This window comes from Ensifer sp. VA4 (assembly GCF_055710065.1).
Window position 1 is genome coordinate 207,001 of the sequence record NZ_JBVQPO010000014.1, and the last position, 24,880, is coordinate 231,880.

Below are 24,880 nucleotides of genomic sequence, written 5' to 3' on the forward strand. Positions count from 1 at the left end.
CGCCGATGATCGAGAATCGTCCGATTTCCACCCTGATCAGCCACTTGCTGCTCGTGCTCGGGATCATCATCGTCGCGCTGCCGATCTACTACACCTTCGTCGCTTCCACGCACACTTCGATCGAGATCGTGCGGCCACCCATGTCGCTTGCGGTCGGCGATCATCTCGTCTCGAACTACAGGGAGGCGGTCGGCGGCGGCGTCGAGCGCGTCGTCGGCGTCAGCCTCGAGCGGCTGCTGTTCAATTCGACGGTCGTGGCGATCGCGATTGCCGTCGGCAAGATCGTGATTTCCTTCCTGTCGGCCTTCGCGATCGTCTTCTTTCGTTTCCCGCTGAAAATGCTGTTCTTCTGGATGATCTTCATCACCCTGATGCTTCCGGTCGAGGTGCGTATCCTGCCGACCTACAAGGTGATCGTCGACCTCGGCCTGATCGACACCTATGCGGGTTTGACGCTGCCTCTGATGGCTTCGGCCACGGCGACTTTCCTCTTTCGCCAGTTCTTCCTGACGATACCGGGCGAACTGGTCGAGGCCGCACGCATCGACAATGCCGGTCCGTTCCGCTTCATGCGGGACATCCTGCTGCCGCTCTCGGCAACGAACATTGCTGCGCTCTTCGTCATTCTCTTCATCTATGGCTGGACCCAATATCTCTGGCCGCTGCTCGTGACCAACGATGCGAAAATGAACACGATCATCATCGGGCTCAGGCGGATGATCGATTTCACCGACGCTTCGACCCCCTGGAATTATGTCATGGTGACCGCAATCCTTGCGATCATTCCCCCCATTCTCGTCGTCGTGCTGATGCAGCGCTGGTTCGTCAAAGGCCTTGTGGAGACAGAAAAGTAATGGCTGAGATTACCCTCAAAGACGTCCGCAAGTCCTACGGCACGGTGGAGGCGATCAAGGGCGTTTCGCTCGACATCGACGACGGCGAGTTCGTCGTTCTGGTCGGCCCGTCGGGATGTGGCAAGTCCACGCTTTTGCGCATGATCGCAGGCCTCGAAGGCATTACGGGCGGCGATATCCTCATCGGCGGGCGCCAGGTCAACGATGTCGAGCCGGCGGAACGCGACATCGCCATGGTGTTCCAGAATTACGCGCTCTATCCGCATATGACCGTGCGACAGAACCTCGCCTATGGTCTCAAGAACCGGAAAACACCGAGTGCCGAGATCGATCGGCGCATCGCCGCCGCGGCGAAGACACTGGAGATCGAACCCTATCTCGACCGGAAGCCGCGGCAGCTCTCGGGCGGCCAGCGCCAGCGGGTTGCCATGGGACGGGCCATCGTTCGCCAACCCGCGGCCTTTCTCTTTGACGAGCCGCTGTCAAACCTCGACGCGAAGCTGCGCGGGCAGATGCGTATAGAGATCAAGCGGCTGCAGCGCTCCCTCGGGACGACGAGCGTCTATGTCACACACGATCAGATGGAAGCGATGACGCTCGCCGATCGGCTCGTTGTCGTCAGCGCCGGCCGGATCGAACAGGTCGGCACGCCGCTGGAGCTCTACGAGAAGCCCGCGACCACCTTTGTCGCCACCTTCATCGGCTCGCCTTCCATGAACCTGCTGCACGGCAGGGACGCGTCGGCGGGCTGGTCGCTCGCCCCTGACGTGGCGCGTCCGAATGGTGACTTTACGCTGGGCGTCCGTCCAGAGGACCTTTCCCCGATACTTGCCAATGGTCCGGCTCCGGCCTTCGAGGCGACGGTTCGCGTCGACGGGATCGAACTGGTCGGAGCCGAAAGCCTGCTGCACGGCAGGCTCGAAAACGGCAGTGAACTGATCTTTCGTGTTTCCGGGCGTGCCCGCAACGCGATCGGCGACGCGGTGAAAGTCGGGGCGAGCATAGAGGCTCTCCACATGTTCGATGCGAACGGCCATCGGTTTGGATGAGGCCCCAGTTCGAGTGCGCTTCAGGGCCGTGGGGCTGCAAAAAAAACACGGTTAGCAATACCGCCAATTACAAAGCGCCCGCGGCACAAGGGGGACCGCACGTAGAAAAGAACGTTTGGAAAAGCTGACCGAAGTGCATGATATATCGACCGGAATGCTCGGCGTGTATGGCTGGACTGAAGTTTGTCATGCAATTGCATTACACTGAAACCGAAGGAGATTTGCGATGGTTTCAAATGCAATCGTACAGACTCGGATTGATCCCGATATTCGGGACCGCGCTACTGCTGTCCTACAGAATATGGGACTGACGGTTTCGGATGCTGTTCGAATCCTTTTAACTCGAACGGCAAACGAAGGCTCGCTTCCACTGGAACTGGTTGGTGGCACTGACGCTCATGATGCCTGGTTCCGCGCGAAGGTGTTGCAGGCTCTTGAAGACACGCGACCCGATCTCGAGGATGGCGACGCGGAGGCTCGATTCCGCGAGCGTCGGATGGCGGCTGCGCGTAAATCCGGAGCGGGCGGCCGATGAGGATTGTCTGGGCGCAGTATGCGCTTGACGATCGCGATGCCATCTTCACTTACATTGAAAATGAGAACCCGAAGGCGGCGGTTCACGTCGACGAGGAGATTGCGCGAGCCGTTCGCCGTCTCCTCGATTTTCCCGAAAGCGGTCGACCTGGTCGAATAGAGGGAACGCGGGAGTTGGTAATCCCACGCACACCATACATCGCAGCCTACATGCTGATGGTGGATCGAATCGCATTCTTCGTATTTTGCATGGCGCCCAGATTTGGCCCTTCGAGTTCGGCGACGAGTAGACACAACATCAATGCATGCTTTGCGGCCCGCGGTTCGACTTCCTTCAAGAGCTTGGCATTGTCGAATGCGATCCGTCCCCGGCGAACCTCTGACGGCGCCGCCCCTACCGAGCTGGACCTGAGTCGTTATTTGCCAGCCTCTTTTCAATGGACCCGGCCGGGCACGACGAGAGGGCGGTCAAACCGCCCTCTCGTCGTCTGGCTTCAATCAGCGTTTGTGATGAACGCTTTGCAGGCCGTAGACCGGTGTGTGAATACCTTCCAAGCGCGCCTTCAGTTGCAGCGAGAGATACTGCGAGTAGTGGCGCGACTGGTGCAGGTTGCCGCCGTGGAACCACAGCGCCTCCTGTTGCGTCGGCTTCCACATGTTGCGTTGCTCGCCCTCCCAGGGGCCGGGATCCTTCGGCGTATCGGAGCCGAGCCCCCAGACCTTGCCGACCTTGTCGGCGGTTTCCTGGTCTATGAGATCGGCGACCCAGCCGTTCATCGAGCCGTAGCCCGTCGCATAGACGATGACGTCGGCCGGGAGTTCCTTGCCGTCAGACAGTTTTACGGAGGTTTCGGTGATCTCTTCCACCTGTCCCGCGGCAAGTTTCACCTTGCCGTCGATGATCAGCTGCGAAGCGCCGATATCGATATAGTAGCCGGATCCGCGGCGCAGATACTTCATGAAAAGACCCGAGCCGTCAGCGCCCCAATCGAGCTGGAAGCCGGCTTTCTCCAGCGCCGCATAGAAGTCGGCATCGCGCTCGCGCATCTTGTCGTAAAGCGGGATCTGGAACTCGTGCATGATCCGGTAGGGGAGCGAGGCGAAGATGAGATCCGCCTTGGCCGTCGTCACGCCATTTGCCAGCGCCTGTTCGGAGTAGAGCGCGCCGAGGCCGATGTCCATCAGCGTGTCGGACTTGACGATATGGGTCGTCGAGCGCTGGATCATCGTGACGTCGACGCCCGCTTCGTAAAGGGCCGCGCAGATGTCATGGGCCGAATTGTTCGAGCCGATGACGACGACCTTCTTGCCCTTGTAGCCATCCGGCCCCGGATGCTGCGAGGAATGATGCTGCTCGCCCTTGAAGCGCTCGCGGCCCTTGAAGTCCGGAATGTTTGCCTTGCCGGACATACCGGTTGCGAAGACGAGCTGCTTCGGGCGCAGCAACACTTCCTCGCCGTCGCGGTCGACCACGATCGTCCATTCCTTCGTGGCTTCGTCCCATTTCGCCGACTTGGCGGTGGAGCGCGTCCAGTAGTTCAGCTCCATTACCTTCGTATAGAATTCCAGCCAGTCGCCGATCTTGTCCTTCGGCGCGAAGACCGGCCAGTTCTTCGGGAAATCGATGTAGGGCAGGTGATCGTACCAGACCGGGTCGTGCAGGCAGAGCGACTTGTAGCGCTTGCGCCAGCTGTCGCCCGGCCGATCGTTTTTCTCGAGGATGATGGTGGGCACGCCCAGTTGGCGAAGCCTGGCACCCAGCGCAATGCCGCCCTGTCCGCCGCCGATGATCACGACATAGGGCTGCGTCTCATAACCGAGCGTGCGCTCCTCGTGCTCGCGCTCCTCCTTCCAGGTCTTCGCGCCGACATTCTGGCCGTGCTTGGCACCGAGCGGGCGGGTGAAGCCGGATTTCTCCTCGTGACCTTTGAGTTCTGCCAGTGCCGTCAGTAGCGTCCAGATGAGGCCGTTCTTGATGCGCACGAGGCCATAGCCGCGCCCGGTCGCCGTCTCGAACGAGATCCAGCTTTCGAGTACGCCATCCGCCTCTGTCGCTTCCTCGCCGGCGGCGACGCGCCAGTTGGAGGGCTTTGCGGAGGCAAGCTGCGCAAGAAGCATGTCGCGTACCTGATCGCGCCCCTCGACGGTCTTGATGTTCCAGGTGAAGGCGACGAGATCGCGCCAGTAGCATTCCTCGGCAAAGAGGCTGGTCGCATCGTCGATGCGGCCGGCTTCGAGTGCGGCGCCAAAGGCATCAAGCAGTGCCTGGACGCGGGTGGTGGGGGTCTTGTCGAGCATTGTTTCTCCTCCTGCTCTTCGATGGAAAACGGGGCGGCTCCTCAACCGTCCCGCAACGCGGATCGGCCTAGCGCTTGAGGTCGACCAGAATTTTCAGATGGGTGCCGGCGGGGTCGAGCAACTGGTCGAACCCGGCCGAAACGGCCTCGGCGAGCGAGACATATTTGGTGACGATGCGGCGGGCCGGTATCTGGCCGCTGGCGATCAGGCGTGCGACCCGCGGCCAGTAATGGGTCGGGTAGGCCCAGGAACCGCGGATATCGATGTCCTTGAAGGTCACGTCGAACCAGTTCAGCGGGTTTTCGCCGGGATGAAGACCGGTCTGTACCACGACACCCTGCTTGCGCACGGCGCTTGCGCAGTTCTTGAGTGCATGTTCGTTGCCGACGCATTCGATTGCGACGTCGCAACCGACGCCGCCCTCGGTCTCGGCTTGCACGACGTCGCTGACCTTTTCCATTTTGGGGTTGATCGTGCGGACTTCGCCAAGCGCCTCCTTTGCCAGCGCCAGCCGGGTGTCGTTGAGGTCGGAGAGGAAGATCTTCGATGCGCCGGAGGCTCGCGCGGCCATGGCGACGAGAATGCCGATCGGTCCCGCGCCGGTGACCAGCACGCTGTTTCCCGCAGTGACGCCACCGCGGTCGCAGGCATAAACGGCGACTGCGGTCGGTTCGATCAGCGCAGCCTCCTCGTCTGACAGGGCATCGGGTATGGGCTGCACGTTGTAGTCGTTGAGAAGGGCGGCTTGCGCCATCCCGCCGGAATGCCAGGAGAGCCCTGCAAGAGCGAGGTCGGCGCTCAGGTGAAACAGGTCGCGATCGGCATAGTAGTCGCCACGGCGCGGCATGATCAAAGGCTGGATCGAGACCCGGTCGCCCGGCTTCACATGGCTGATCCCTTCGCCGACCGCCTTCACCACGCCGCCGAATTCATGACCGAGAATCTGCGGCCCATGGGCGCCGGTGAAGGGATGCGGTTCCTTCGGGATGAAGATCGGACCATAGGCATATTCATGCAGATCGGTCCCGCAGATGCCGCAGAACCGATTTTCCACCAGCACCTCACCTGGCCCAGGCTCCGGTGGGGCCTCGACTTCATCGATGCGTAAATCCCTGGCGGCGTGAAAGCGCAGAGCTTTCATTTCGTTTCCTCCTGTTGTTCTTGCACAGGAGGCGCAGCAAGCGGCATGCCAAATCGACGGGACGCCTATTTGCGGCGTGATATCAATGGCTTAAAAAGCTCTTCGTCGAAGGCATTCAGGGAATGCAACAGTTGCTCTGCAACAGGTGTTGCAGACGTTGCGTCAGTTGAGCCGCTTCAGACGGCGGTGGATCGTTGAGCGGTTGACCCCGAGTTTCCTTGCAAGTGCCGAGACGTTGTCGCCGCAGTCTTTGAGCGCCTGACGCAATGCGTCGTCTTCGCCAGGTAGCGGAGAGACGGACGCGGAGAAGAGCTGTTCCGGCAGGCACTCGGCATCTATGAGGCCGCGTTCGGAAAGTGCCGCGGCCACCCGCAGGACGTTGGAAAGCTCGCGCAGATTTCCCGGCCATTCATGCGCCAGCAATGCCGCCCGCGCGGCCTTGTCGATCCGGTAGGACTCGTTGTTCTCCTTCTCGATGCGAGAGAGCAACTGGTCGATCAGCCAGCCGAGATCCTGGCGCTCCCGCAATGCGGGAAGCGAGAGCGTCGCGGCGTTCAGGCGATAATAGAGATCCTGCCGGAACCGACCTTCCTTCACCAGTTCTGCGAGGTCGCGGTGGGAGGCGGAGACGACGCGCAGGCGGATCGGGCGGGCCTTCAGTGCGCCGACCGGCTGGATCTCGTTTTCCGAAAGCACGCGCAATAGCCGGCTTTGCAGCGAAAGCGGCATGTCGCCGATCTCGTCGAGAAACAGGGTGCCGCCATCGGCGTCCTCGATCAGGCCGCGCTTACCCCTCTGGCTGGCGCCGGTGAACGCGCCGGGCGCATAGCCAAAAAGTTCGGATTCGATGAGGTGCTCCGGGATCGCCGCGCAATTGACGGCGACGAAATTGCCGTTGTCGCCGCAACTGTCGTGGATCGCACGCGCAAGATATTCCTTGCCGCTGCCCGTTTCTCCCTGAATGAGGATCGGGATATGGCGAGTGGCAAGCTTCGCCGCGCGTGCCTGCACCCGTTCCATTGCCGCGTCGCCGTGGCTGAGGTCGCGCAAAGCCCGGGGCAGCCGCGGTTCCGGAACGGCAGGCGCTCGAACATTGACGACGGGCGCGATTGCGCTGGCGAAGAGGACCAGGCCGCTCTTGGCCCGGAGCAGGCGCTCGCCGTTCGGCCGGCCGCGCATGAAGTTGGGCAGGTCGTCCACGTCGATATCGAAAACCTCGGAGATGGGCAGGCCAAGGAAGTCGCGCGTTCTGAGGCTTCGTATGTTCATCGAGCGGGCGAGTGCGCCAAAACCGCCATGGGTCATTCCGGTGATGCGGCCGCTGCCATCCAGTGCGATGGCGGCGTCCGGGTCGACATCGAGGAATTCCGGGGAGCGAGCGAGCCGCAGGACCCAGTCATTGCGGGTACGGGTCATGAGATTGGCGAGCTCGATCCGCCGGGCGGTGGCGGACACCAGATGCAACGCCAGTTGCTGGCTCGCCTTGGCGGAAGGCGATCGGAGCTGGGAGATATCGAGCACGGCGGTGAGGTCGCCAAGCGTGTCGAAGACGGGTGCTGCCGTACAGGTCAATCCGATATGGCTGGCGTCGAAATGATCGTCCTGATGAATGATGACCGGTTCGCCGGAGACGATGCAGGCCCCGACGGCACAGGTGCCCGCGCGGCTCTCCGACCATTCCGAACCGAGATAGAGACCCGCCTTGCGCAACTGGTTGTCGAAGGTCGGATCCCCCATGAAATCGACCGTGACGCCGCGCGCATCGGACAGCAACAGGACATAGTTCTGTTCGGCGACTTGATTGAACAGCCCTTCAAGGCCGGAGCGACCGATGCGGATCAGCTCTTCTGCCTGCTCGCGATGCTCGCGCAGCTTCGATCCCGGAACAATATAGGCTTCCTGCGCGATTGTCGGATCCAGCTTGTAATCGTTGAGGCAGCGAAGCCAGGATTGGACGACGGGCGCATCGCGCGGGCTCGCGGCTCCCGAAGCTACACGCTCTATCTCACGTATATGCGATAGCGGCGTTATCATCGACCATCCTCCTACACGGGAAGCTGACACACTCTCGGCGTATCGACAATGCACATCTCTCAGGATGCAACGGACGAGATTGTGCGTCATTCTCCATAGGAGGGCATAGCGCCTGCCGAACAACGCGGCTTATCAACCAAAGACAGCATTGTCGTTGAGAGAGGAGATGGTTGCGGGCTTCCGCGACGAGGTACATTGCCGCAGATTGCTGGAAAGCATGGTGTCGCCCGATGGTCGGGTCTGCCGGGCCTGCGGCTACAAACGTTCGATCGCGATCGCTGGTCGGGACATGGGCAAGCGACGCGCCCGGTCTTGGGTGGATCAATGTTCAACCGGAGATTGCCGGTTCCGGTTCACAGCGACAACGCACACGCCTCTGCATTCGACAATGCTTCCTCAACTCCGGAAGGTCGTGATGGGGGGAACACGGCATCGACGATTTGGGCCGACAGCACCCCAAAGGGCTATGGATGGCGGTCGCCGGCGCGCTTGCCGGGTGCGCGGCAAAGGCGCAGAATGCTGGCCGCTGGGGCAATGCTTCCTGTTGGAGGAGCGAATCATGGACGATATGAGCCTCACCAATCTGCAAGCGGGAGTAACAATGATCAGCGCCGCGGCGATCGAGGTGCTGGCGGGACGGTTGCGCGGTCGAGTCCTAAACGCGACCGACGCCACCTATGATGAGTCGCGGACGATCTGGAACGCCATGATCGACCGCAGGCCCGGACTGATCGTGCAGTGCGCCGGGGCTGCCGATGTCGCCCATGCGGTTCGCTTCGCGGCTGAAAACCACCTGCTCGTCGCCGTGCGTGGCGGTGGTCACAACATTGCCGGGAACGGGGTCTGCGACGGCGGCCTGATGATCGACTTGACGCCTATGAAATCGGTACGTGTCGATGCGACTACGAAGAGGGCCTGGGTCGAGCCGGGAGCGACGCTTGCCGATGTCGACAAGGAGACGCAGGCATTCCGCCTCGCCCTGCCGACCGGCATAAATTCCACGACCGGCATTGCCGGCCTGACGCTCGGCGGTGGCTTTGGATGGATCACGCGCAAGTTCGGTTTGACGATCGATAACCTGCTTTCGGCCGATGTGGTCACGGCGAACGGCGAACTGGTGCGCGCCAGCCCGACGGAGCACCGCGACCTCTTCTGGGGCTTAAGAGGCGGCGGCGGGAATTTCGGCGTCGTCACGGCGTTCGAATTCGAACTGCACGATCTCGGGCCGGAGGTTCTCTCCGGGCTCGTCGTCCATCCCTTCGCCGATGCGCAAAACGTGCTCCAGCAGTACCGGCAGGCGCTTGAAAACGCGCCGGACGAACTCACCTGCTGGGTGGTGATGCGGCAGGCTCCACCGCTGCCGTTCCTTCCTGCCGAGTGGCACGGCAAGGAGGTGCTCGTGCTCGCGATGTGCTATTGCGGCGATCTCGAGGCGGGTGAGAAGGCGACGGCCGGCCTTCGCGCGATCGGCAGGCCGATCGCCGACGTCGTCGCGCCGCATCCCTTCGTCGCCTGGCAGCAGGCCTTCGATCCATTGCTGGCCCCCGGCGCGCGCAACTACTGGAAGAGCCATGATTTCCTGGAGCTTTCCGATCAGACCACGGGCTTACTGCTCGATGCCATCCGGCAACTGCCGGGGCCGGAATGCGAGATATTCATCGGCCATGTCGGCGGGGCCGCCGGTCGCATCGCAGTCGAGGAGACTGCTTTCCCGCAGCGCGGTTCGCATTTCGTCATGAATGTGCACGCCCGCTGGCGCGATCCGGCGATGGACCGGGCCTGCATCGATTGGGCGCGGCATCTCTTCGAGGCCGCCAAGCCCCATGCCGCTGGCACAGCCTACGTCAATTTCATGCCGGAAGACGAGGTCGACCGGGTTGAGGCGGCCTATGGCGGCAACTACCGCCGACTTGTGGAGGTCAAGCGGCGCTACGACCCGCAGAACCTCTTCCGGCTGAACCAGAACGTTCGGCCGAACGAGGAACGCGGCGCGGCCTGAACGTGATCGCCTCCAGCAAGGGGCGGCCGGCGAGGGCGGCGAGGGCGGTGCTGAGATCGAGGCCTGCGAGCAGCCCCGGTGTATAGGCAATCCTCCGAGTGTGCTTCCTAAGGTCGGCAAAATACGTGTCGTCATGGCTCGGCGAGTGCGCGGATGCGGTCGCAAGCATCAAGCATCTGCCTGTCGATCAGGTCGATCTCCCAACGACAGGGGTGGCCGACTGGTTGCGCTTGCGACCATCGCGCTCGGCATCGGACTGCACAATCTCGGCGCGCCGGCCCGACACTCTGCGGCGCGAGCTTGTCGCTACCAGGCGACACCAGGTTCGGCCGCCTTCAAACAGGGTGATTACAAGGCTGTAATGGAAAGCGCCACCGTTATCGGGGTCGGCGTCGGTGCCTACGAGCGCCCGCCACCATCCGGCATAAGGAAATCCTCTTCGGGCTCTCCGAGGACGTGCGCGTCTTCGGTGCAGTTGTTTGGCAGGAAACCAGCGCTATGCCTTCATATGCGGCAGGGCACGAGGCCGCGGTGCCTCGGCAGCGGTCCCTCGACCGGTCATCGGGTTGAGAAGATCGCCTGGGCTGGGACCGGCCACACGGGGTAGCGCTTTGGCGCCGCGCCGTATCCGGTCGGTCGGCGCCACTTGCTGCATCGCAGGTTGAGGAGTGCGTCGCGGCAAAAGAGTTGGAGGTGTGGGCGACAGGCCACAGTCAGAGATGCTAGGGGTGTTCGTCGGGAAGGGGCACGCAATGAAGCAGGAGACTTCTCGATGAGCAGAACTGCCATGAACGCCCTAGGACAGCCGGTCTATTACAGCGGAGGTTCGACGGCATGGTTTTCCGCAACCGGATCCGGACCGACCCTTTATGGCACGCCGGGCAATGATTCCATCTGGGGCGACAGTTCCGTCGACGTAACGATGGTCGGCGGCACGGGCGACGATGTCTACTATCTCTATTCATCGACGAACCGAGCCTATGAAGACCAAGGCGAAGGCGTAGACACGATCGATACGTGGATGAGCTACACCTTGCCGCAGAATTTCGAGAATCTGACCGTCACCGGCGACGGCCGGCACGCGTTCGGCAATAGTGCCGACAACATCATCAGGGGTGGTTCGGGCAGCCAGACCATCGACGGAGGCGCCGGTAACGACGTGCTGTTCGGTGCCGGTGGCGCCGATACCTTCGTGTTCGGGCACGGCAATGGCAGCGACCTCATTGCCGATTTCAGCTCCAACGACACTGTCCGCCTCGACGGTTATGGAATTACCTCGTTCGACCAGGTCCTGGCCAATTCTGCCCAGGAGGGGGAGGATCTCCGCCTTCATCTGACCGATGGCGAAAGCCTGGTCTTTTCCGATACGACAGCCGATCAGCTGCACGAGAGCCAGTTCCAGTTGAGCCTGGATCGGTCGTCCCTGACGCAGACTTTCTCGGACGACTTCGACACGCTTCAACTTCGAAACGACACAGGCGGTGTCTGGGACACGAAATACTGGTGGGCGCCGGAAGAGGGAGCAACGCTCGTCGAAAACGGTGAACTGCAGTGGTACGTCAATCCGAGCTACGAACCGACCGCTTCCGCCAACCCGTTTTCGGTCGAGGAAGGCGTGCTGACGATCACCGCAGAGCGTGCCTCGGAGGAGATCCAGGCCGAAATCGGTGGCTATGACTATACATCGGGCATGCTGACGACGTACTCCTCCTTCGCCCAGACCTACGGCTACTTCGAGATGCGGGCCGACATGCCGGATGATCAGGGAGCCTGGCCCGCTTTCTGGCTGCTGCCCGCCGACGGCTCCTGGCCGCCGGAACTCGACGTCGTCGAAATGCGCGGGCAGGACACGAATACCGTGATCACCACCGCCCATTCCAATGAAAGCGGCGAACACACAATGACCCGAGACGGAGTGCAGGTTGCCGATACCGATGGGTTTCACGACTACGGCGTGCTTTGGACGAAAGACGAGATCGTCTGGTACTTCGACGATACCGAGATCGCCCGCGCCGACACGCCCGCAGATATGCACGAGCCAATGTATATGGTCGTCAATCTCGCGGTCGGTGGCATGGCGGACACGCCCAATGACGACTTTGCCGACGGATCGGAGATGAAGATCGACTCCATCGAGGCGTACTCGCTGAACTCCGATTGGGATATCTAGGCAGACAACGGGGGCGGCCGCTTCCGCGGCCGGCCCTGCCAAACCTTCGAAGAAAGAGATCAGTCGCCGTCAGTGGGCAACGTGCGCGATTCCGCACCATGCGCAAGATCTGCGCCGATAAGACGACCATCCTTGGCAAGCATCTGTAACGGGCTTCAGACGTCCTGCGTGCCGACCGAAACAACGCAGGTGCGGAACCACAAAGCCGGATACTGGAGGATCGGTTGTATTGAAGCGGCGAGGCACAGGCATGCGAAATAGCCGCGCCTTGTTATGTCTCATGCCCGATGATGACGAATGGCGAGCTCTGCGATCAATCCACCGCCGTCGCGGTTCTTGAGGGTCAGCGAGGCGTTGATCGAGGCCGCGAGCTGCTGGGCGATGGCAAGACCGAGGCCGGTACCGCCGGTATCGCGATTGCGGGAATCCTCCAGCCGGACGAAGGGTTTGAGTACGGCATCCAGTTGATCATCGGGAATGCCGGGCCCGCGGTCGAGCACCTTGATTATCACCGCGTCGTCAGAAAGCTGGCTGGCCTCGATCTCGGCGCTGCCGCCGAACTTGAGCGCATTGTCGATCAGGTTGGTGAGGATACGTCTGAGAGCCTGCGGCCGGGTGATGATCGCGCCGCGATCGACAGCGCTGATGGCAACGACCTTGCCGGTGTCCTGATAATCATAGACGAGGCTTTCGACGAAGGAGGCAAGGTCGATGCGTGTCGCCTTTTCGACGTTGCTATGGGCGCTGCGCGCATAGGCGACGCCTTCCTTAACCAGGCTTTCGATCTGGCCCAGATCCTGGATCAGCTTCTCCCGGTCGGCGAAATCATCCGCCATCTCGGCGCGTAGCTTCATGCGGGTGATCGGCGTCTGCAGATCGTGGGAAATGGCGGCAAGGATCTGGACCCGCTCTTCGAGATACTGGGCGATCCGGTCGCGCATGGCGTTGAACGCGGTCGCCGCATAGGCAACCTCCGTAGGTCCGGTCTCGCTGAGGCGCGGCGTGTTCCGGTTCGGATCGAGCGTATCGGCAGCCGCGGCAAGATTGACGAGCGGGCGCACCGCCTGACGCATGGCGAACCAGGCGCACAGGAGCAGAAGTGCGAGCTGGGCCACGAGCACGAAGGGCAGCCAATCGGCCAAGGGCATGACCCCCTTGGGAAAGACGTCGATCGTCAGCGGCGAGCCGTCGCTCAGCGTCAGATGCGCCTGCAGATGGCGGCGGTCGCCCGGGATCGTTTCCACCTTGACCGGAAATCGATGGCCCGTCGCCCGCTCGATTTTTGACGCGATCTCCATGGCGGCCGGATCGAGCGACGGATTGCCGGGAATGCCGGGTCCGAGAACGAAGCCGTAATTGTCGCGGGCCAGGCGCGTAAGCCACGAGGCTCGCTCGGGCGCGGGCAGGCGATCGAGGATGGCGATCGACGTCGCAATGTCGTTTTCGAGCGTATCGAACATGACCGACCTGGCGGCCATATAGCGCTCGAAGAACAGGACGGTGAACGACATGACATGCGCGATGATGAGGCCGGCCAGAAGGATAACGAAGAGCCGCGCCCTGAGCGTGCGCGGCCACAGTCGAAAACCTTTTGGCTCGGCACGCGTCGTCATTCCCGCGCCTCCATGATTTCGATCGGCACCGAGAAGACATAACCTTCGCTGCGCACCGTCTTGATGTAGGTCGGTTCGCGTGCATCGTCGCCCAGCCGCTGGCGAACCCGGCTGACGAGCAGATCGATCGATCGGTCGAAGAGTTCGGCCTCGCGGCCCTGGGTGAGATTGAGCAACTGGTCGCGGTTGAGCACGCGTTGGGGATGGTCGATGAACACCTTCAGCAACCGATATTCGGCACCGCTCAATGCGACCACCGTGCCTTCCGCATCGATCAGGTGCCGGGCGGTCGTATCGAGTTTCCACTGGCCGAATCGCAGCAACTGTCCGGCCTCCGAGATCTGCAGGTTCGGCGGCAGCATGCGCGCGCGTCGGAGCACCGCCTTGATGCGCGCGAGCAGTTCGCGCGCCGAGAACGGTTTGGAGAGATAATCGTCCGCGCCCATCTCGAGGCCGAGGATACGGTCCATCTCGTCGTTGCGGGCCGTCAGCATGATGATCGGGATTGCCTTGTGCTTGCTGGCGCGCAGCTCGCGGCTGAGCACGAGCCCATCGTCGCCCGGCATCATCACGTCGAGCACGATGAGATCCACGGTATCTCCTTCGAGGAAGCTGCGCATCTGCCGCCCGTCGGCGACGGCCGTTGCGCGCAGCCCGTTCTTCTTGAGATAACTAGACACGAGTTCCCGGATTTCACGGTCGTCATCGACAATCAATACATGGTCGATATGCTCCATCGAGCAAGCTCCTCATATCCGGTTCAGTCGTCGCGTCCTTGCGGCATCATCCGGCCTGCTCAGCCTGATTGGCGCCTGGGATATGTCCTCGGTGTGTTCGCAACATCCAGACTTGCATGAGAATGTAATGCAAGCACCTCCGGATACATTTCGACACAATTTCGCAAACGAAACCCGCCGCTTGCTTTCGAGCGGCGGGTAGCAGAGACGTCTGGTCGGAGGTGTCAGGCCTTTGCCTCGACCGCCCGCTGAGCGCGATATTGCGCGGTCGGCAGGCCGCCCCAGCCCCAATTGTCGAGTTCGACTTCCTCGATGAGCACGTAGGTCGATTCCAACGGCTTGTTGAGCACGTCGAGCAGCACCTGGCTCACGCCCTTGATGATTTCGGCCTTTTCCTCGGCCGTGACCGCCTTGCGGTCCGCAGTGGTGCCTTCTCGGGTCACCTGAACTGTAACGATCGGCATTGTCGTTTCCTCTTCAAATCTGGGAGGTGATAGCGCCATCAGGGGCCGCACCCTTGTGCAATGGGTGGGAAGGCGGAGGAGCGACCAGGATTGGGCCGACAGCCGCTCCCCTCACGCCTGAGAGTTGCCTACCAGCGTCCGGCGTTCTGTCCGCCATCCACATGCAGGATCTCACCGGTGACGAAGCCGGCGCCCTCCAGGTAGAGGACGGCGTCGACGATGTCGCGAATTTCGCCCATGCGGCCGACGGGATGCAATGTCGAGAGGGCCGCGTGCGTTTCCGGCGCGTGCATCGGGGTCTTGATGATGCCCGGCGAGACGGCATTGACGCGAACGCCGGTCTTGGCAAACTCAATGGCGAGCGCCTGGGTCACGGAATTCAGCCCACCCTTCGTGATAGATGCAAGCGCTGCCGGGACGCCAGCAATCGGCTGGTTCACGAGGCTGGTCGTGATGCTGACGATGTGACCGGAGCCCTGCTTCAGCATCTCGCGGGCCGCGTGTTGGGTGATGTGGAAGAAGCCGGCGACGTTGACGCCCATGTTCAGATCATAGTCTTCCTGGGTGAATTCGGTGAACGGCTTGGCGGTGAAGACGCCGGCATTGTTGACCAGCGTATCGATACGGCCGAAGCGTTCCAAGCCCAGATGAACCACCCGCTCGGCGGTCTCCGGCTCGCTGATATCGCCGGCAACGCTGAGAATGCCAGCGTCCGAACTTCCCTGGATGGAACGGGACGTGGCGACGACCCGGTAGTTGCGATCGCGGTAAGCCTGAACCAGGGCGGCGCCGATGCCCTGCGATGCACCAGTGATGACGGCGACCTTCTGCTCATTGCTCATGGATGTGATCCTTCTTCGACTGCAACGGGCGCTTGGTCCGGCCCGTCCTTCGCCCTCGGCGTTGGTGCAATCAGATTTAGACCCATCCGATGAGTGGGAGAATTGGCGCCATTCGACAGTCAGTCAACCCAAAATCGGCATAGTTAGTCGAGCTTGCCGGCTTCTGTTGCCATTCGTGAGAACTCGGTCCTGAGACGCGGTAACGCGAAATCGGTAAAGGCGCGAACCTTCGGCACCGACATGCGGCCCTGTGGCGCAAGAAGGTGAACCGGCATCGGCGGATGCTCGGCGTCAGCCAGCACGATTTTCAGCCGCCCATCGCTGACATAGCGCGCGACATGATAGGAGTAGAGCCGGGTCAGGCCAGTACCCGCAGCGGCAAAGTCGAGCGCGGCACGCACACTGTTGACGATGCACCGCGGTGTGAACTGCACCGTGCGTGGGATCAACGAGCCTTCGGCCGGCGTGAATGTCCAGGAATCGAGGCCGAAGTTGGTGAAGGCGACGATCTGGTGTTTGGCGAGATCGGCCGGCTCGCCGATCCGCGGATGGTTGGCAAGATAGCGGGGCGAGGCGACGACCACGCGCCGGACATCGCCGCCGATCCGTGTCGAAATCAGCGACGAGTCGGCGAGATGGCCGATGCGGAGCGCAATATCGACACCCTCGTCGACGAGGTTCACGAAGCGGTCGAGCAAGAGAAGCCTGGCTGATACCGCCTGGTGGAGGTTGAGGAAGTCGTCGAGGATCGGACGCAGGACCTCTTCGCCAACGATCGGTGGCGCGGAAATCGTCAGCGTGCCGCGAGGGGCCGCACGTTCGCCACCTGCGAGCATGTCGGCCTCTTCGAGATCGATCAGCACCCGCCGGCAGGCCGCCGCGTAGCGCTGGCCGGCCTCGCTGAGCTTCAGCGATCGCGTCGTTCGATGCAGCAACTCGACCCCGACATGGGCTTCAAGCAGGTTCAGGGCGCGGCTGACGGCCGTCGGCGATCGCTTCAGCAGTCGGGCCGCGGCTGCGAGGCTGCCTTCGTCGACAGCAGTCACGAAGACTTTCATGGCGTCGATACGATCCATTCTGCCGACTTTCGCGATGATGGTTGCCTATTGGCAAGCATTCACCCGCGGCTTGGCAGAAGTAAAGGGGCGGGCATCTTCCTCTTGCGGGGTCGGGGCCACGTTCCGAGGAGCTGGTGATCAATCGGCGAAGATTGATAGCCCGGGCATCGCACGGGGCCATAAAGGAAACCCGGAGTGGCCAGAGGTCAATTGTCCAATGGTCGCACTGACAAACGGGCGACTGCGTCGGTGGATAGTTGCAGCGAGATCGATTGGCTGGCACTGTCGGTGCGTAACGAGCTGTTTCCAGGAGGGCCTGATGTCGCGACAGACGGACGAGCAAGATCCACCTCCAAGTCTTGTCGAACATTATCGGCCGGTACAGCTCAAGGCCGTGCTCGCCGCCTTTGCGGTGAAACACCGCGAACCTCCGCCATCTCCGCCGGAAGAGCGCTTCTACGGATCGCAATTGCCGGAAGGCTTTCACCTGCCGCAGTCGGTCTACGACGGCGAGTAGCTCTGCGCAGAGGATTGACGGGTTGTAGCTTTGGTGCACAGTCGGGTTCGACGAGCCATTGCTTCGTTCGACACCGGAGCGCCTTCGTGTCGATCTCGACCAACCGAACGCCACGAACTCTTGAGCATGCTGCGCATCGGCATCGGCATCGGCGAGGCGCTCGAGGTGCGCCGGCAGGGCGGCATCGCTTCCTGTGCAGTGCCACCCGGGGCTTGTGTCGACCGTTACACCAGCTGGTCGGAGAGATCGACTTCTGTCAGTTCCAAGCTCGTGGGTGGGCCGCTCACGCCGATGTCTCCCAGGGATTGATCACAGATGCGTCCGTGTCTTCAAAATCCTTGACGTTGCGCGTGACGAGGATCAGGTCGTGGACGATCGCGGTCGCGGCGAGGAGCCCGTCAATATCGCCACGCGGCCGGATGGCGGCGATGCGGCCCCATTCGACGGCGATCTGGTCGGTCACCGGGAGGATGCGGTCGCCGTGGTCGTGGCGCAGCTTGCGCAGCCATTCGGTGAGGTGAGCAGCGGCCTTCGGATCCGACTTCTGCTTCACCGCAATACCGCGCATGATTTCGCCGAGGGTCAGCGCGCTCAGATGGATACTGAGCGGATCGACCGAGCGCAACCAGGCAATCGCCTGCGGCGTGCCGCGCCGCGCCTCCGAAACGATGTTGGAATCAACCAGATACATCAGAAGGCCACGTCGCGGCTTGGTGTCTTGGCGCGCGCCTCGACCGCATCGGCAAGCTCATCATTCCAAGGGGGACCGCCAAGTAGATCGTCGACCAGCGTCGGTCGGCCGGCGCGCAGGGCGTCATAGTCATGGGCGGACAGGACCACCGCCGCGCGCTCGCCACGCAGCGTGACGATCTGCGGCCCCTCGTGTCGGGCCTTCTGCACCACTTTCGAAAAGTGGTTCTTGGCGTCCTGCAACTGCCATTCCATGATTGCGCTCCAAACTAGCTAGTCTGTCTAGCTATATACACCCACCCTCTACCGGATGAAAGCGCAATTTTCTACCGATCGAGGGTGAGAGGACGAAGCGGCGTTGCGCGATCCCGTGCTGTTGCTGATGGCTGACACCATGGACGCTCGGGGGCAGGGGGCGCGTGCGAGCCCCGTTGGTTCGGGTCGGTCGAGATCGACACGGAAGGCGGCTGGGCGTCGCGCGAAGCGTCGAATGGCTCATCAAACCCGACGACCTACCAAAGCTATAACCCGCCAAATCCTCTGCACAAAGCGACGAGACCAAGACGAGATGTCGCCTCCGCAATCATGCGGTTGCCAGCGTCCAGCCCATGCCGGCAAACGCGCAGGCAAGCAGCGTCGTGATGACCGAGGCGTTGAAGCGGAAGATCGCCGTGCCGGCAGCAACCGTCAGCAGGAGCGATGGCATGACCAGCGACCGTAGCACCGGTATGTCGAGCGCGAACGGCCCGAATTGCCAGCTCACGAGCTCCGCAAACAACGTGTGCAGGCCGAACCAGACGGCAAGGTTGAGGATCACGCCGACGACGGCGGCGGTGATCGCCGACATGGCGCCTGTGAGCGCGATGTTGTTCCGCAGCCGCTCGATGAAGGGCGCCCCGAGGAAGATCCAGAGGAAGCAGGGCACGAAGGTCACCCAGGTGGTCAGCATCGCGCCCAGTGTCGCCGCCGCCATCGGATGGAGCCCACCCGGATCACGGTAGGCGCCCATGAAGCCCACGAACTGCACCACCATGATCAGCGGCCCAGGCGTCGTCTCGGCCATGCCGAGACCGTCGAGCATCTCGCTGGGCCTTAGCCAGCCGTAGTGCTGGACCGCCTCCTGGGCGACATAGGCGAGCACGGCATAGGCGCCGCCAAAGGTGACGACCGCCATCTGGCTGAAGAACAGGCCGATCTGGCTGAAGACGCTCTCCCGGCCGAGGACGATGACGATGAGCGCCAACGGCAAGAGCCACAACGCAAGCAGGACGCCGGAGATCCGAAGCGACCATGCAAGATTGGGGCGTGCGTGAACGGGGATTTCCTCGCCGAGCGCGGAGTCCTCGTCTCTCAGAAATGTGCCCGTGCCACCCTTGTGTCCGCCGCCGATGCGAAAAAGCGGCGAGCCGACGCGCGCCCCGACATAGCCAAGCACACCGGCTGCAAGGATGATCAGGGGGAAGGGAACGCGAAACAAGAAAATGGCGATGAAGGCGACTGCCGCGATGCCGACCATCATCCGGTTCTTGAGGGCCCGGCCGCCAATGCGGAAGACGGCCTGGAAAACCACCGCGAGCACGGCGGCCTTGAGGCCGAAGAACAGCCCTTCGACGACGGTGACATTACCGAAGGCGGTGTAGATGTAGCTCAAGCCCAGGATCGCCAGGAAACCAGGAAGCACGAAGAGAAGGCCGGCAATGAGGCCGCCGGCGGTGCGGTGCAGGAGCCAGCCGATATAGACGGCAAGCTGCTGCGCCTCGGGTCCAGGCAGCAGCATGCAGTAGTTCAGCGCATGCAGGAAGCGATGCTCGCCGATCCAGCGCTTCTCATCAACGAGGATGCGGTGCATCACCGCGATCTGTCCGGCCGGGCCCCCGAAGCTCAGCGCCGCGATGCGCGCCCATACCCGCACCGCTTCGCTAAACGAAATGCCGTGGCTCTGCCCTTGCCGCGCCACGTCGGGCGCGGCCTTGTCAGCGATATCGGTCATCTCAGAGATCCTTCTTCGGCGAGGGCCAGTTGTGCGTCTCGTTGGTCGCGTCCCGGCACCAGCGATAGAAGGCGTCGTAGAGCAGCATCCCTGCTTCCAGTTGCTCCAGGTCGTCAGCATACATGCGCGAAAGACCGAGAGAGGCGGCCAGCAGACCAGGTGCCTCGGGCGCAAGCTCGAGACGGGCGGTGTCGGCCCCGCGCACGATGGTCGCGAGCCGCAGCAGCGGGGCGGTTGCCAGGCCGAATTGCTCTACCATGACGTCGAAGGTGCAGAGCTCGCCGCGGTGGCTCCAGCGGATCGGGGCATCGATATCGAAGGGCGTGGCGCCGAAGCGCTCGCCGACCAACTCGACCTCGGATGGGGCGACATACAGGAACACCGCCATCGGGTCGACGAAGCGGCGGATCAGCCAGGGACAGGCGATACGGTCGATCTTCGGTCGCGCCCGTGTCACCCAGACGGTTCGTCCATTGGTGTCCCGTTCGGGGATAGCAGAAGCCGGCACGGCCGGATGGCCGCCCTCCGCCCAGGCCTCGAAACCGCCTTCGAGCACGTCGGCAGCAATGCCGGCATGTCGAAGCCAGGCTGCAACGCCATGGCTCAGCTTCTTGCCCTGCTGGCAGATGATGATTGCCGCTGTTCTGTCGACATCCTTCATCCAGTCCTGCACCCGGCGATAGTCACGCCGGTGGGAACCTGGGATGAGGCGTGGATCGGCATCGAAGTCTTCGTCGATCCTGACATCGATCAGTGCCGGGCAGTTCGGCGTGCCGATGAGGCGGGAGAGTTTTTCCGAGGATATTTCGAGAAATGACGACATGACGCGTCCTCCGGATGAGCGGTTGAATGGACGCGATTCTTCAGCTGGCGCCTCATGGGGTGATCGCACCCCCATGTATCAAGTTTTCCGCTCTTTGAACCGACTGTCAAGTCGACGATTGAGAACGCAAGGGCCAGTCCACCGTCCTGAGTGCGCAAGGGCGCTGCACTCAGGACGCGGATGCTCGCCGTGTTCGGGCTATTTGCCGGCATCCTTGGCTGCGGTCTCGATAATCTCGGCAACCTTTTCCGGTTGCGAGGCAAAGACGGCGTGGCTCGCCTTGATTTCGCTTGCCTTGCTGCCGGCTCGCTTGGCCATGCTTCTCTCAAGGTCCGGATTGATGGCGCGATCTTCGGTTGCCACGATCGCCCAGCCCTTTTTCGTCCTCCAGGGGGGATCGCCCGCCCCGGCCGTGAAAACTTCCTTTGCGGCAAAGACTTGCGACTTCGCTGCTAAGGAGGTCGGCGGCGAAATCAGCAGCAAACGCCGCCGGGTCGAGATAGACGCATTTGCCGTCGGCGGTTTCCTTGATACTCATTGCCGCCTGCGGCTTCGAACCGGCAAGCGTTGCCAAATCCTCGCCCTTGTCAGGCTGGAAGGCGGCGACGTAGACCAATCCTTCGACCTTCCGGTGATGGCCGGCTTCGCTGATCACCATGCCGCCCTAGCTGTGCCCGACGAGCAAGGTCGGTCCGTCCTGCAGGTCCAGAACACGGTTCGCAGCCTCGATGTCGGCCGCAAGCGAGGTCAGCGGTTCCTGCACCACCGTTACGTTGAAACCGCGCCGCGCCGGGATATCGCCGGCCTGCCATCAGCCCGAACCGTCGGCAAAGGCGCCGTGCACGATGACGATGTTCTTGATGTCCGCAACCTGGGCGGCGAAGGCGACAACGCTCGTGGCAAATGCAAGAGCAATGGTTGGGAGCGGCGCATGCGATCGTTCCTTTGCGGTTCGTGAGGCGATGATCGCAATCTGGTCCCGTGAGGTATCCCGGCTATGTCGGTCCCCGCCAGCAAATGTACCGCAATGTGGGGAAAAGCGATCGATCCCTTCTTGCGTCGCCCTGGGCTCAGATCGCGGCAATTGGCCTGCGAAAACGGCTCCGGATCTTGTCTCTGATCCGCTTCCAATTTCCTTCGATACGGTTGCTGACCGTTCAAGGTCGTCATCAATCTACAGGCGCTATTGCGGCTCGCGGAGGATGAAATGGTTCTCGGCAAACTGGCGAAGTGCCTGAAGTCTCCGGAACATTAGAAAAGCACGATGGTTTGGGCCGCAGTGCGGATAAACAAGTTGGAGAGTTCTAATGACCAATATCCTTATCAAAAGTGCCTTGGCCTTGAGCCTTGGTACCGTGGGCATTCCGGCCTTTGCCCAGACAGAACAGCCCGCTCAAGGGCAAGCCGAGCAACCCGCCCAGGGCCAATCGACCGAGTGTCCTGTGGGCACCGAATGCCCGAAGGGTGGTACGGAACAGAGCCAACAGCCCGACACTCAGGGTTCCACACAGCCTGAGGCGCAGTCACCTGATCAACAGGATTCGGATGGCGGGCAGATGGGAACGGGACAGAAAGCGCCCGACACCCAAGGCGAGACAAAGCAAGGTCAAAGCACCGAACAACAGAAGACCGACCGAAAGAAGACCGATGCTGCAGCCGAGGGCCAAACTCAGGAGGAAGGCGGCACCACGCAACAGAACGATACGAGCCAAACTCAGAAATCGGGAAGCGGACAGGGCGGCGACGAGCAGCCCTCACAACAGGGTGAAGCCAATCAGTCTGGGCAAGGCAAGTCCAACGCGTCCACGACCAATGTGACCGTCGAACAGAAGACCGAAATCACACAGGTCATCAAGGAAGAAAACGTTAGCCCCATTGACGTTGATTTCGACGTTTCGGTCGGCGTCGTTGTGCCTCGGACCGTCAAGGCCAAGCTGCAACCGCTTCCGCGTCGCATAGTTCAGATCGTTCCCGCATATGAAGGCTACCTCTACTTCGTCCTTGCCGATGGTCGGATCGTCATCGTTGACCCGTCTTCGCTGCAGGTTGTCGTGATCATTGCCTGACAGATCGATCGGGCCGGCTGGGTTGCCAGTCGGCCCGTTTCTTTGGCCGCCGTTGCGGCCTGAATTGTCGGGGACTTCTAAACTTTGGGTGTTAGACCTCAAAATCGGACGCTCAGCGCGCCGCCGGTCGGTCGACCTGACGCTGGCGCTTTCTGCGGCCTTTCGTCTTGATCTCGACTGCGAGGTCGTCGAGATATTCGAGCGCCTCACCCGCAGCGATTGCGGAGGTGGTACTGCCGTCGTCGACGGCCTGCTGCAGGTCGTTTCTCGCCTCTTCCACCGTCTTCTCGATGAAGCGGTGTGGATCCTGGCTATGAGAGGCCGCCCATCGCAAGAGCCGGCACATCAACCTCTCATTCACGCGCATCGCAGTGACGGCCTGGCTCAGCATCAGGTTCATTTTTTGAGCTTTCTCGACCTTTATCTTCCGGGACATAGGATGATCTCTCTGTGTTCTCCGCGTCAGGTTTGTGTCCTTAATTGAACCTTTGCGGGCTGAAGAGGTTCCGTGATCTTTCGGTCGCGGTTGGCGCGAATGTTCGTGCGGAACATTTGGTCGCGACGGCGGTTTGACGGCTTCAACCAGAGGAGAACGGTCGTGCCCCGCGGAGACAAACGGACAAACCGCCAGGACAATCAACGCAAGACTGGCCATGGTAATGAACCGGAACGCGAAGCGTCATTGCAGAAGGGCGGACAAATCGGCGTGGACGCCTCAGCCCGACGTTCCAAGGCGGATCGCTCGGTCTCTCCGAAGAAGGCAGCCGAAACGCGCAAACCGATAGAAGATCGCACCTCGCGCTGATGCTCAAGTCCTTCCTGAAAGCGGTATTGAGCTTCCGCTGCGCGGAACATTTTTGAGAGTTGGGACGTACTAGCTGGGCCGGGCAATGCGAATCCGCAGATGAATGCCCGGTCGGAAGCGAGCAATCCGATGTCGTCACACCCGTTCGATGAGGACGCAGTCGCCAACGATGTCCTTCGGGCCAGGTTGGCTGCGATCGTGGAATCGTCTTTCGATGCGATCATCAGCAAAGATCTGGACGGCACTGTGCGCACCTGGAACGGTGCCGCGGAGCGGCTGTTCGGGTACATGGCCGAAGAGATGATGGAGCAATCGATCCTCACCATCATCCCGCCGCATCTGCACGACGAGGAGTGGAGGCTGCTCGATCGCGTGGGACGAGGAGAGCGGATCGAACCGTTCGAGACGGTACGGCAGCGAAAGGACGGAAGCTATGTTCCCGTGTCGCTGACAGTCTCGCCCATTCGAAACGGCGTGGGCAAGATCGTAGGTGCGTCGGTGGCTGCCCGCGACATTACATCGAACAAAGAGAAGGAACGGCGCATTCGCCTTCTCCTGCGTGAGGTGAACCACCGGGTTCGCAACCAGTACGCCATCATCCTTGCGATGATCAGGCAGAGCGGCAGTGAGGCATCCAATGCAGCAACGTTCCAAAAACGGCTCGAGGAGCGTATCTGGGCACTGTCAGCCTCCCACGACCTGATTGCGTCGGCCGACTGGAAGGGGGTCGATCTCGGTGGTCTCGTCGAGACGCAAATGGCGCCGTTTCATCCGGGCGATACCTGTGAACTCGCCGGGCCCTCCCTTGCATTGGCGCCAATCGCAATCGAGAACCTCGGCATGGCGGTCCACGAGTTGGCACTGAATTCGCTGCACAATGGAGTCCTGAAAGAGCGAACCGGAGCGATTTCCGTGCAATGGACGCTCGCCGAACGGGGGCCGATCCGAGGCTTCTCGATCACATGGGAAGAGCGGCTCGCACCGGGAAGCAAAAGCCCGAGCTTTCCGCAAGCCGGTTTCGGCGCAGTTGTGCTGAGGCGCAGCGTTGCGCAAGCGCTGAGCGCGACCGTGGACATTGTCTGCGGCGACGGAATGCTCCGGTGGCGATTGGCGGGACCGGCGAATCGATTCCTGGAGCCGACCGCCATCGAGCCGCGCCCGACCGATGGGGCATAGCGGCTCTGCGGCTCGCGCAG

The 24,880-nt window shown here is 61.8% G+C and carries 21 protein-coding genes and 3 pseudogenes; 10 read left to right on the forward strand and 14 right to left on the reverse strand.

What is annotated here, in order from left to right:
• Positions 1-5 precede the first annotated feature (5 nt).
• The 4 genes and pseudogenes from ugpE to AC0C6X_RS24550 all read left to right on the forward strand — a co-directional run bounded on the left by ugpE (position 6) and on the right by AC0C6X_RS24550 (position 2,727).
• Complete coding sequence (gene ugpE / locus AC0C6X_RS24535; protein WP_472955700.1) at positions 6-854, forward strand: sn-glycerol-3-phosphate ABC transporter permease UgpE; 849 nt, start codon at positions 6-8, stop codon at positions 852-854.
• Positions 854-1,903 (forward strand): sn-glycerol-3-phosphate import ATP-binding protein UgpC, encoded by a 1,050-nt coding sequence (locus AC0C6X_RS24540; RefSeq protein WP_472955703.1) that lies wholly within the window; start codon positions 854-856, stop codon positions 1,901-1,903. Before ugpE ends, AC0C6X_RS24540 begins: the two co-directional genes overlap by 1 nt.
• A gap of 226 nt (positions 1,904-2,129) precedes the next feature.
• Positions 2,130-2,438, forward strand: a complete 309-nt coding sequence (locus AC0C6X_RS24545; RefSeq protein ID WP_173520026.1) for a type II toxin-antitoxin system RelB/DinJ family antitoxin — start codon at positions 2,130-2,132, stop codon at positions 2,436-2,438.
• Positions 2,435-2,727, forward strand: a pseudogene (locus AC0C6X_RS24550) (type II toxin-antitoxin system RelE/ParE family toxin). The gene AC0C6X_RS24545 and the pseudogene AC0C6X_RS24550 overlap by 4 nt, the downstream one beginning before the upstream one ends.
• Positions 2,728-2,935: 208 nt before the next feature.
• Here AC0C6X_RS24550 and AC0C6X_RS24555 read toward each other — a convergent pair.
• The 3 genes from AC0C6X_RS24555 to AC0C6X_RS24565 form a co-directional block, all read right to left on the reverse strand.
• Complete coding sequence (locus tag AC0C6X_RS24555) at positions 2,936-4,735, reverse strand: NAD(P)-binding domain-containing protein (protein WP_472955705.1); 1,800 nt, start codon at positions 4,733-4,735, stop codon at positions 2,936-2,938.
• Between the two features lie 67 nt (positions 4,736-4,802).
• Entirely contained in the window at positions 4,803-5,876 is a 1,074-nt protein-coding gene (locus tag AC0C6X_RS24560; RefSeq protein ID WP_472955707.1) for a 2,3-butanediol dehydrogenase, read from the reverse strand.
• Between the two features lie 162 nt (positions 5,877-6,038).
• Entirely contained in the window at positions 6,039-7,910 is a 1,872-nt protein-coding gene (locus AC0C6X_RS24565) for a sigma-54-dependent Fis family transcriptional regulator (protein WP_173520023.1), read from the reverse strand.
• Positions 7,911-8,076: 166 nt separating this feature from the next.
• Here AC0C6X_RS24565 and AC0C6X_RS24570 point away from each other — a divergent pair.
• From AC0C6X_RS24570 to eglC, 3 genes and pseudogenes are all read left to right on the forward strand, one after another.
• Positions 8,077-8,307: pseudogene (locus AC0C6X_RS24570) on the forward strand (IS1595 family transposase); the annotation flags it as partial.
• A 162-nt stretch (positions 8,308-8,469) separates the two neighbouring features.
• Positions 8,470-9,909: an FAD-binding oxidoreductase gene (locus AC0C6X_RS24575; protein WP_173520224.1), complete on the forward strand. Its 1,440-nt coding sequence runs from the start codon at positions 8,470-8,472 to the stop codon at positions 9,907-9,909.
• A gap of 772 nt (positions 9,910-10,681) precedes the next feature.
• The gene (gene eglC / locus AC0C6X_RS24580; protein ID WP_173520022.1) at positions 10,682-12,079 is read left to right on the forward strand and encodes an endo-1,3-1,4-beta-glycanase EglC; all 1,398 of its coding nucleotides are present in this window, start codon (positions 10,682-10,684) and stop codon (positions 12,077-12,079) included.
• A 278-nt stretch (positions 12,080-12,357) separates the two neighbouring features.
• Here the strand turns inward: eglC and AC0C6X_RS24585 are convergent, their stop codons facing one another.
• From AC0C6X_RS24585 to AC0C6X_RS24605, 5 genes are all read right to left on the reverse strand, one after another.
• Complete coding sequence (locus AC0C6X_RS24585) at positions 12,358-13,692, reverse strand: sensor histidine kinase (protein WP_472955710.1); 1,335 nt, start codon at positions 13,690-13,692, stop codon at positions 12,358-12,360.
• Positions 13,689-14,429 (reverse strand): response regulator, encoded by a 741-nt coding sequence (locus AC0C6X_RS24590; protein ID WP_247960007.1) that lies wholly within the window; start codon positions 14,427-14,429, stop codon positions 13,689-13,691. Before AC0C6X_RS24590 ends, AC0C6X_RS24585 begins: the two co-directional genes overlap by 4 nt.
• Before the next feature lie 224 nt (positions 14,430-14,653).
• Complete coding sequence (locus AC0C6X_RS24595) at positions 14,654-14,893, reverse strand: tautomerase family protein (RefSeq protein WP_173520019.1); 240 nt, start codon at positions 14,891-14,893, stop codon at positions 14,654-14,656.
• A 128-nt stretch (positions 14,894-15,021) separates the two neighbouring features.
• Positions 15,022-15,735: an SDR family NAD(P)-dependent oxidoreductase gene (locus AC0C6X_RS24600; protein ID WP_173520018.1), complete on the reverse strand. Its 714-nt coding sequence runs from the start codon at positions 15,733-15,735 to the stop codon at positions 15,022-15,024.
• Between the two features lie 143 nt (positions 15,736-15,878).
• The gene (locus tag AC0C6X_RS24605) at positions 15,879-16,811 is read right to left on the reverse strand and encodes a LysR family transcriptional regulator (RefSeq protein ID WP_472955713.1); all 933 of its coding nucleotides are present in this window, start codon (positions 16,809-16,811) and stop codon (positions 15,879-15,881) included.
• A 301-nt stretch (positions 16,812-17,112) separates the two neighbouring features.
• Here AC0C6X_RS24605 and AC0C6X_RS24610 point away from each other — a divergent pair, with 301 nt between their 5' ends.
• Positions 17,113-17,310 carry a hypothetical protein gene (locus AC0C6X_RS24610; RefSeq protein WP_173520016.1) on the forward strand — a complete coding sequence of 66 codons (198 nt, stop codon included), beginning with the start codon at positions 17,113-17,115 and terminating at the stop codon, positions 17,308-17,310.
• A gap of 283 nt (positions 17,311-17,593) precedes the next feature.
• Here the strand turns inward: AC0C6X_RS24610 and AC0C6X_RS24615 are convergent, their stop codons facing one another.
• From AC0C6X_RS24615 to AC0C6X_RS24635, 5 genes and pseudogenes are all read right to left on the reverse strand, one after another.
• Complete coding sequence (locus AC0C6X_RS24615; protein ID WP_472955716.1) at positions 17,594-18,001, reverse strand: PIN domain-containing protein; 408 nt, start codon at positions 17,999-18,001, stop codon at positions 17,594-17,596.
• The gene (locus AC0C6X_RS24620) at positions 18,001-18,255 is read right to left on the reverse strand and encodes a type II toxin-antitoxin system Phd/YefM family antitoxin (RefSeq protein ID WP_173520014.1); all 255 of its coding nucleotides are present in this window, start codon (positions 18,253-18,255) and stop codon (positions 18,001-18,003) included. The genes AC0C6X_RS24615 and AC0C6X_RS24620 overlap by 1 nt, the downstream gene beginning before the upstream one ends.
• 328 nt (positions 18,256-18,583) lie before the next feature.
• Positions 18,584-19,999 carry a chromate efflux transporter gene (gene chrA / locus AC0C6X_RS24625; protein WP_376741727.1) on the reverse strand — a complete coding sequence of 472 codons (1,416 nt, stop codon included), beginning with the start codon at positions 19,997-19,999 and terminating at the stop codon, positions 18,584-18,586.
• Positions 19,992-20,813: a chromate resistance protein ChrB domain-containing protein gene (locus AC0C6X_RS24630; protein WP_173520012.1), complete on the reverse strand. Its 822-nt coding sequence runs from the start codon at positions 20,811-20,813 to the stop codon at positions 19,992-19,994. The genes chrA and AC0C6X_RS24630 overlap by 8 nt, the downstream gene beginning before the upstream one ends.
• Positions 20,814-21,011: 198 nt before the next feature.
• Positions 21,012-21,777, reverse strand: a pseudogene (locus AC0C6X_RS24635) (alpha/beta hydrolase).
• A gap of 343 nt (positions 21,778-22,120) precedes the next feature.
• Here AC0C6X_RS24635 and AC0C6X_RS24640 point away from each other — a divergent pair.
• On the forward strand, positions 22,121-22,879 hold the full coding sequence (locus tag AC0C6X_RS24640) for a DUF1236 domain-containing protein (RefSeq protein ID WP_472955719.1): 759 nt from the start codon (positions 22,121-22,123) through the stop codon (positions 22,877-22,879).
• A 112-nt stretch (positions 22,880-22,991) separates the two neighbouring features.
• On the opposite strand, the gene AC0C6X_RS24645 is transcribed toward AC0C6X_RS24640, so the two are convergent.
• A complete protein-coding gene (locus AC0C6X_RS24645) occupies positions 22,992-23,279 on the reverse strand; it encodes a hypothetical protein (RefSeq protein ID WP_247960013.1) in 288 nt (95 codons plus the stop codon).
• A 504-nt stretch (positions 23,280-23,783) separates the two neighbouring features.
• On the opposite strand from AC0C6X_RS24645, the gene AC0C6X_RS24650 reads away from it, so the two are divergent.
• The gene (locus AC0C6X_RS24650; RefSeq protein ID WP_472955721.1) at positions 23,784-24,860 is read left to right on the forward strand and encodes a PAS domain S-box protein; all 1,077 of its coding nucleotides are present in this window, start codon (positions 23,784-23,786) and stop codon (positions 24,858-24,860) included.
• Positions 24,861-24,880 lie beyond the last annotated feature (20 nt).

What these genes read in the sequence shown, in the direction of transcription:
- AC0C6X_RS24615 (WP_472955716.1), bottom strand. Translation starts at nt 18,001, where the DNA reads ATGTATCTGGTTGATTCCAACATCGTTTCGGAGGCGCGGCGCGGCACG.
- AC0C6X_RS24605 (WP_472955713.1), bottom strand. Translation starts at nt 16,811, where the DNA reads ATGGATCGTATCGACGCCATGAAAGTCTTCGTGACTGCTGTCGACGAA.
- AC0C6X_RS24565 (WP_173520023.1), bottom strand. Translation starts at nt 7,910, where the DNA reads ATGATAACGCCGCTATCGCATATACGTGAGATAGAGCGTGTAGCTTCG.
- AC0C6X_RS24600 (WP_173520018.1), bottom strand. Translation starts at nt 15,735, where the DNA reads ATGAGCAATGAGCAGAAGGTCGCCGTCATCACTGGTGCATCGCAGGGC.
- AC0C6X_RS24610 (WP_173520016.1), top strand. Translation starts at nt 17,113, where the DNA reads ATGTCGCGACAGACGGACGAGCAAGATCCACCTCCAAGTCTTGTCGAA.
- AC0C6X_RS24645 (WP_247960013.1), bottom strand. Translation starts at nt 23,279, where the DNA reads ATGAACCTGATGCTGAGCCAGGCCGTCACTGCGATGCGCGTGAATGAG.
- AC0C6X_RS24620 (WP_173520014.1), bottom strand. Translation starts at nt 18,255, where the DNA reads ATGGAATGGCAGTTGCAGGACGCCAAGAACCACTTTTCGAAAGTGGTG.
- AC0C6X_RS24555 (WP_472955705.1), bottom strand. Translation starts at nt 4,735, where the DNA reads ATGCTCGACAAGACCCCCACCACCCGCGTCCAGGCACTGCTTGATGCC.
- ugpE (WP_472955700.1), top strand. Translation starts at nt 6, where the DNA reads ATGATCGAGAATCGTCCGATTTCCACCCTGATCAGCCACTTGCTGCTC.
- AC0C6X_RS24575 (WP_173520224.1), top strand. Translation starts at nt 8,470, where the DNA reads ATGGACGATATGAGCCTCACCAATCTGCAAGCGGGAGTAACAATGATC.
- AC0C6X_RS24545 (WP_173520026.1), top strand. Translation starts at nt 2,130, where the DNA reads ATGGTTTCAAATGCAATCGTACAGACTCGGATTGATCCCGATATTCGG.
- AC0C6X_RS24585 (WP_472955710.1), bottom strand. Translation starts at nt 13,692, where the DNA reads ATGACGACGCGTGCCGAGCCAAAAGGTTTTCGACTGTGGCCGCGCACG.
- AC0C6X_RS24560 (WP_472955707.1), bottom strand. Translation starts at nt 5,876, where the DNA reads ATGAAAGCTCTGCGCTTTCACGCCGCCAGGGATTTACGCATCGATGAA.
- AC0C6X_RS24540 (WP_472955703.1), top strand. Translation starts at nt 854, where the DNA reads ATGGCTGAGATTACCCTCAAAGACGTCCGCAAGTCCTACGGCACGGTG.
- AC0C6X_RS24650 (WP_472955721.1), top strand. Translation starts at nt 23,784, where the DNA reads ATGAATGCCCGGTCGGAAGCGAGCAATCCGATGTCGTCACACCCGTTC.
- AC0C6X_RS24630 (WP_173520012.1), bottom strand. Translation starts at nt 20,813, where the DNA reads ATGTCGTCATTTCTCGAAATATCCTCGGAAAAACTCTCCCGCCTCATC.
- AC0C6X_RS24590 (WP_247960007.1), bottom strand. Translation starts at nt 14,429, where the DNA reads ATGGAGCATATCGACCATGTATTGATTGTCGATGACGACCGTGAAATC.
- AC0C6X_RS24595 (WP_173520019.1), bottom strand. Translation starts at nt 14,893, where the DNA reads ATGCCGATCGTTACAGTTCAGGTGACCCGAGAAGGCACCACTGCGGAC.
- eglC (WP_173520022.1), top strand. Translation starts at nt 10,682, where the DNA reads ATGAGCAGAACTGCCATGAACGCCCTAGGACAGCCGGTCTATTACAGC.
- AC0C6X_RS24640 (WP_472955719.1), top strand. Translation starts at nt 22,121, where the DNA reads ATGACCAATATCCTTATCAAAAGTGCCTTGGCCTTGAGCCTTGGTACC.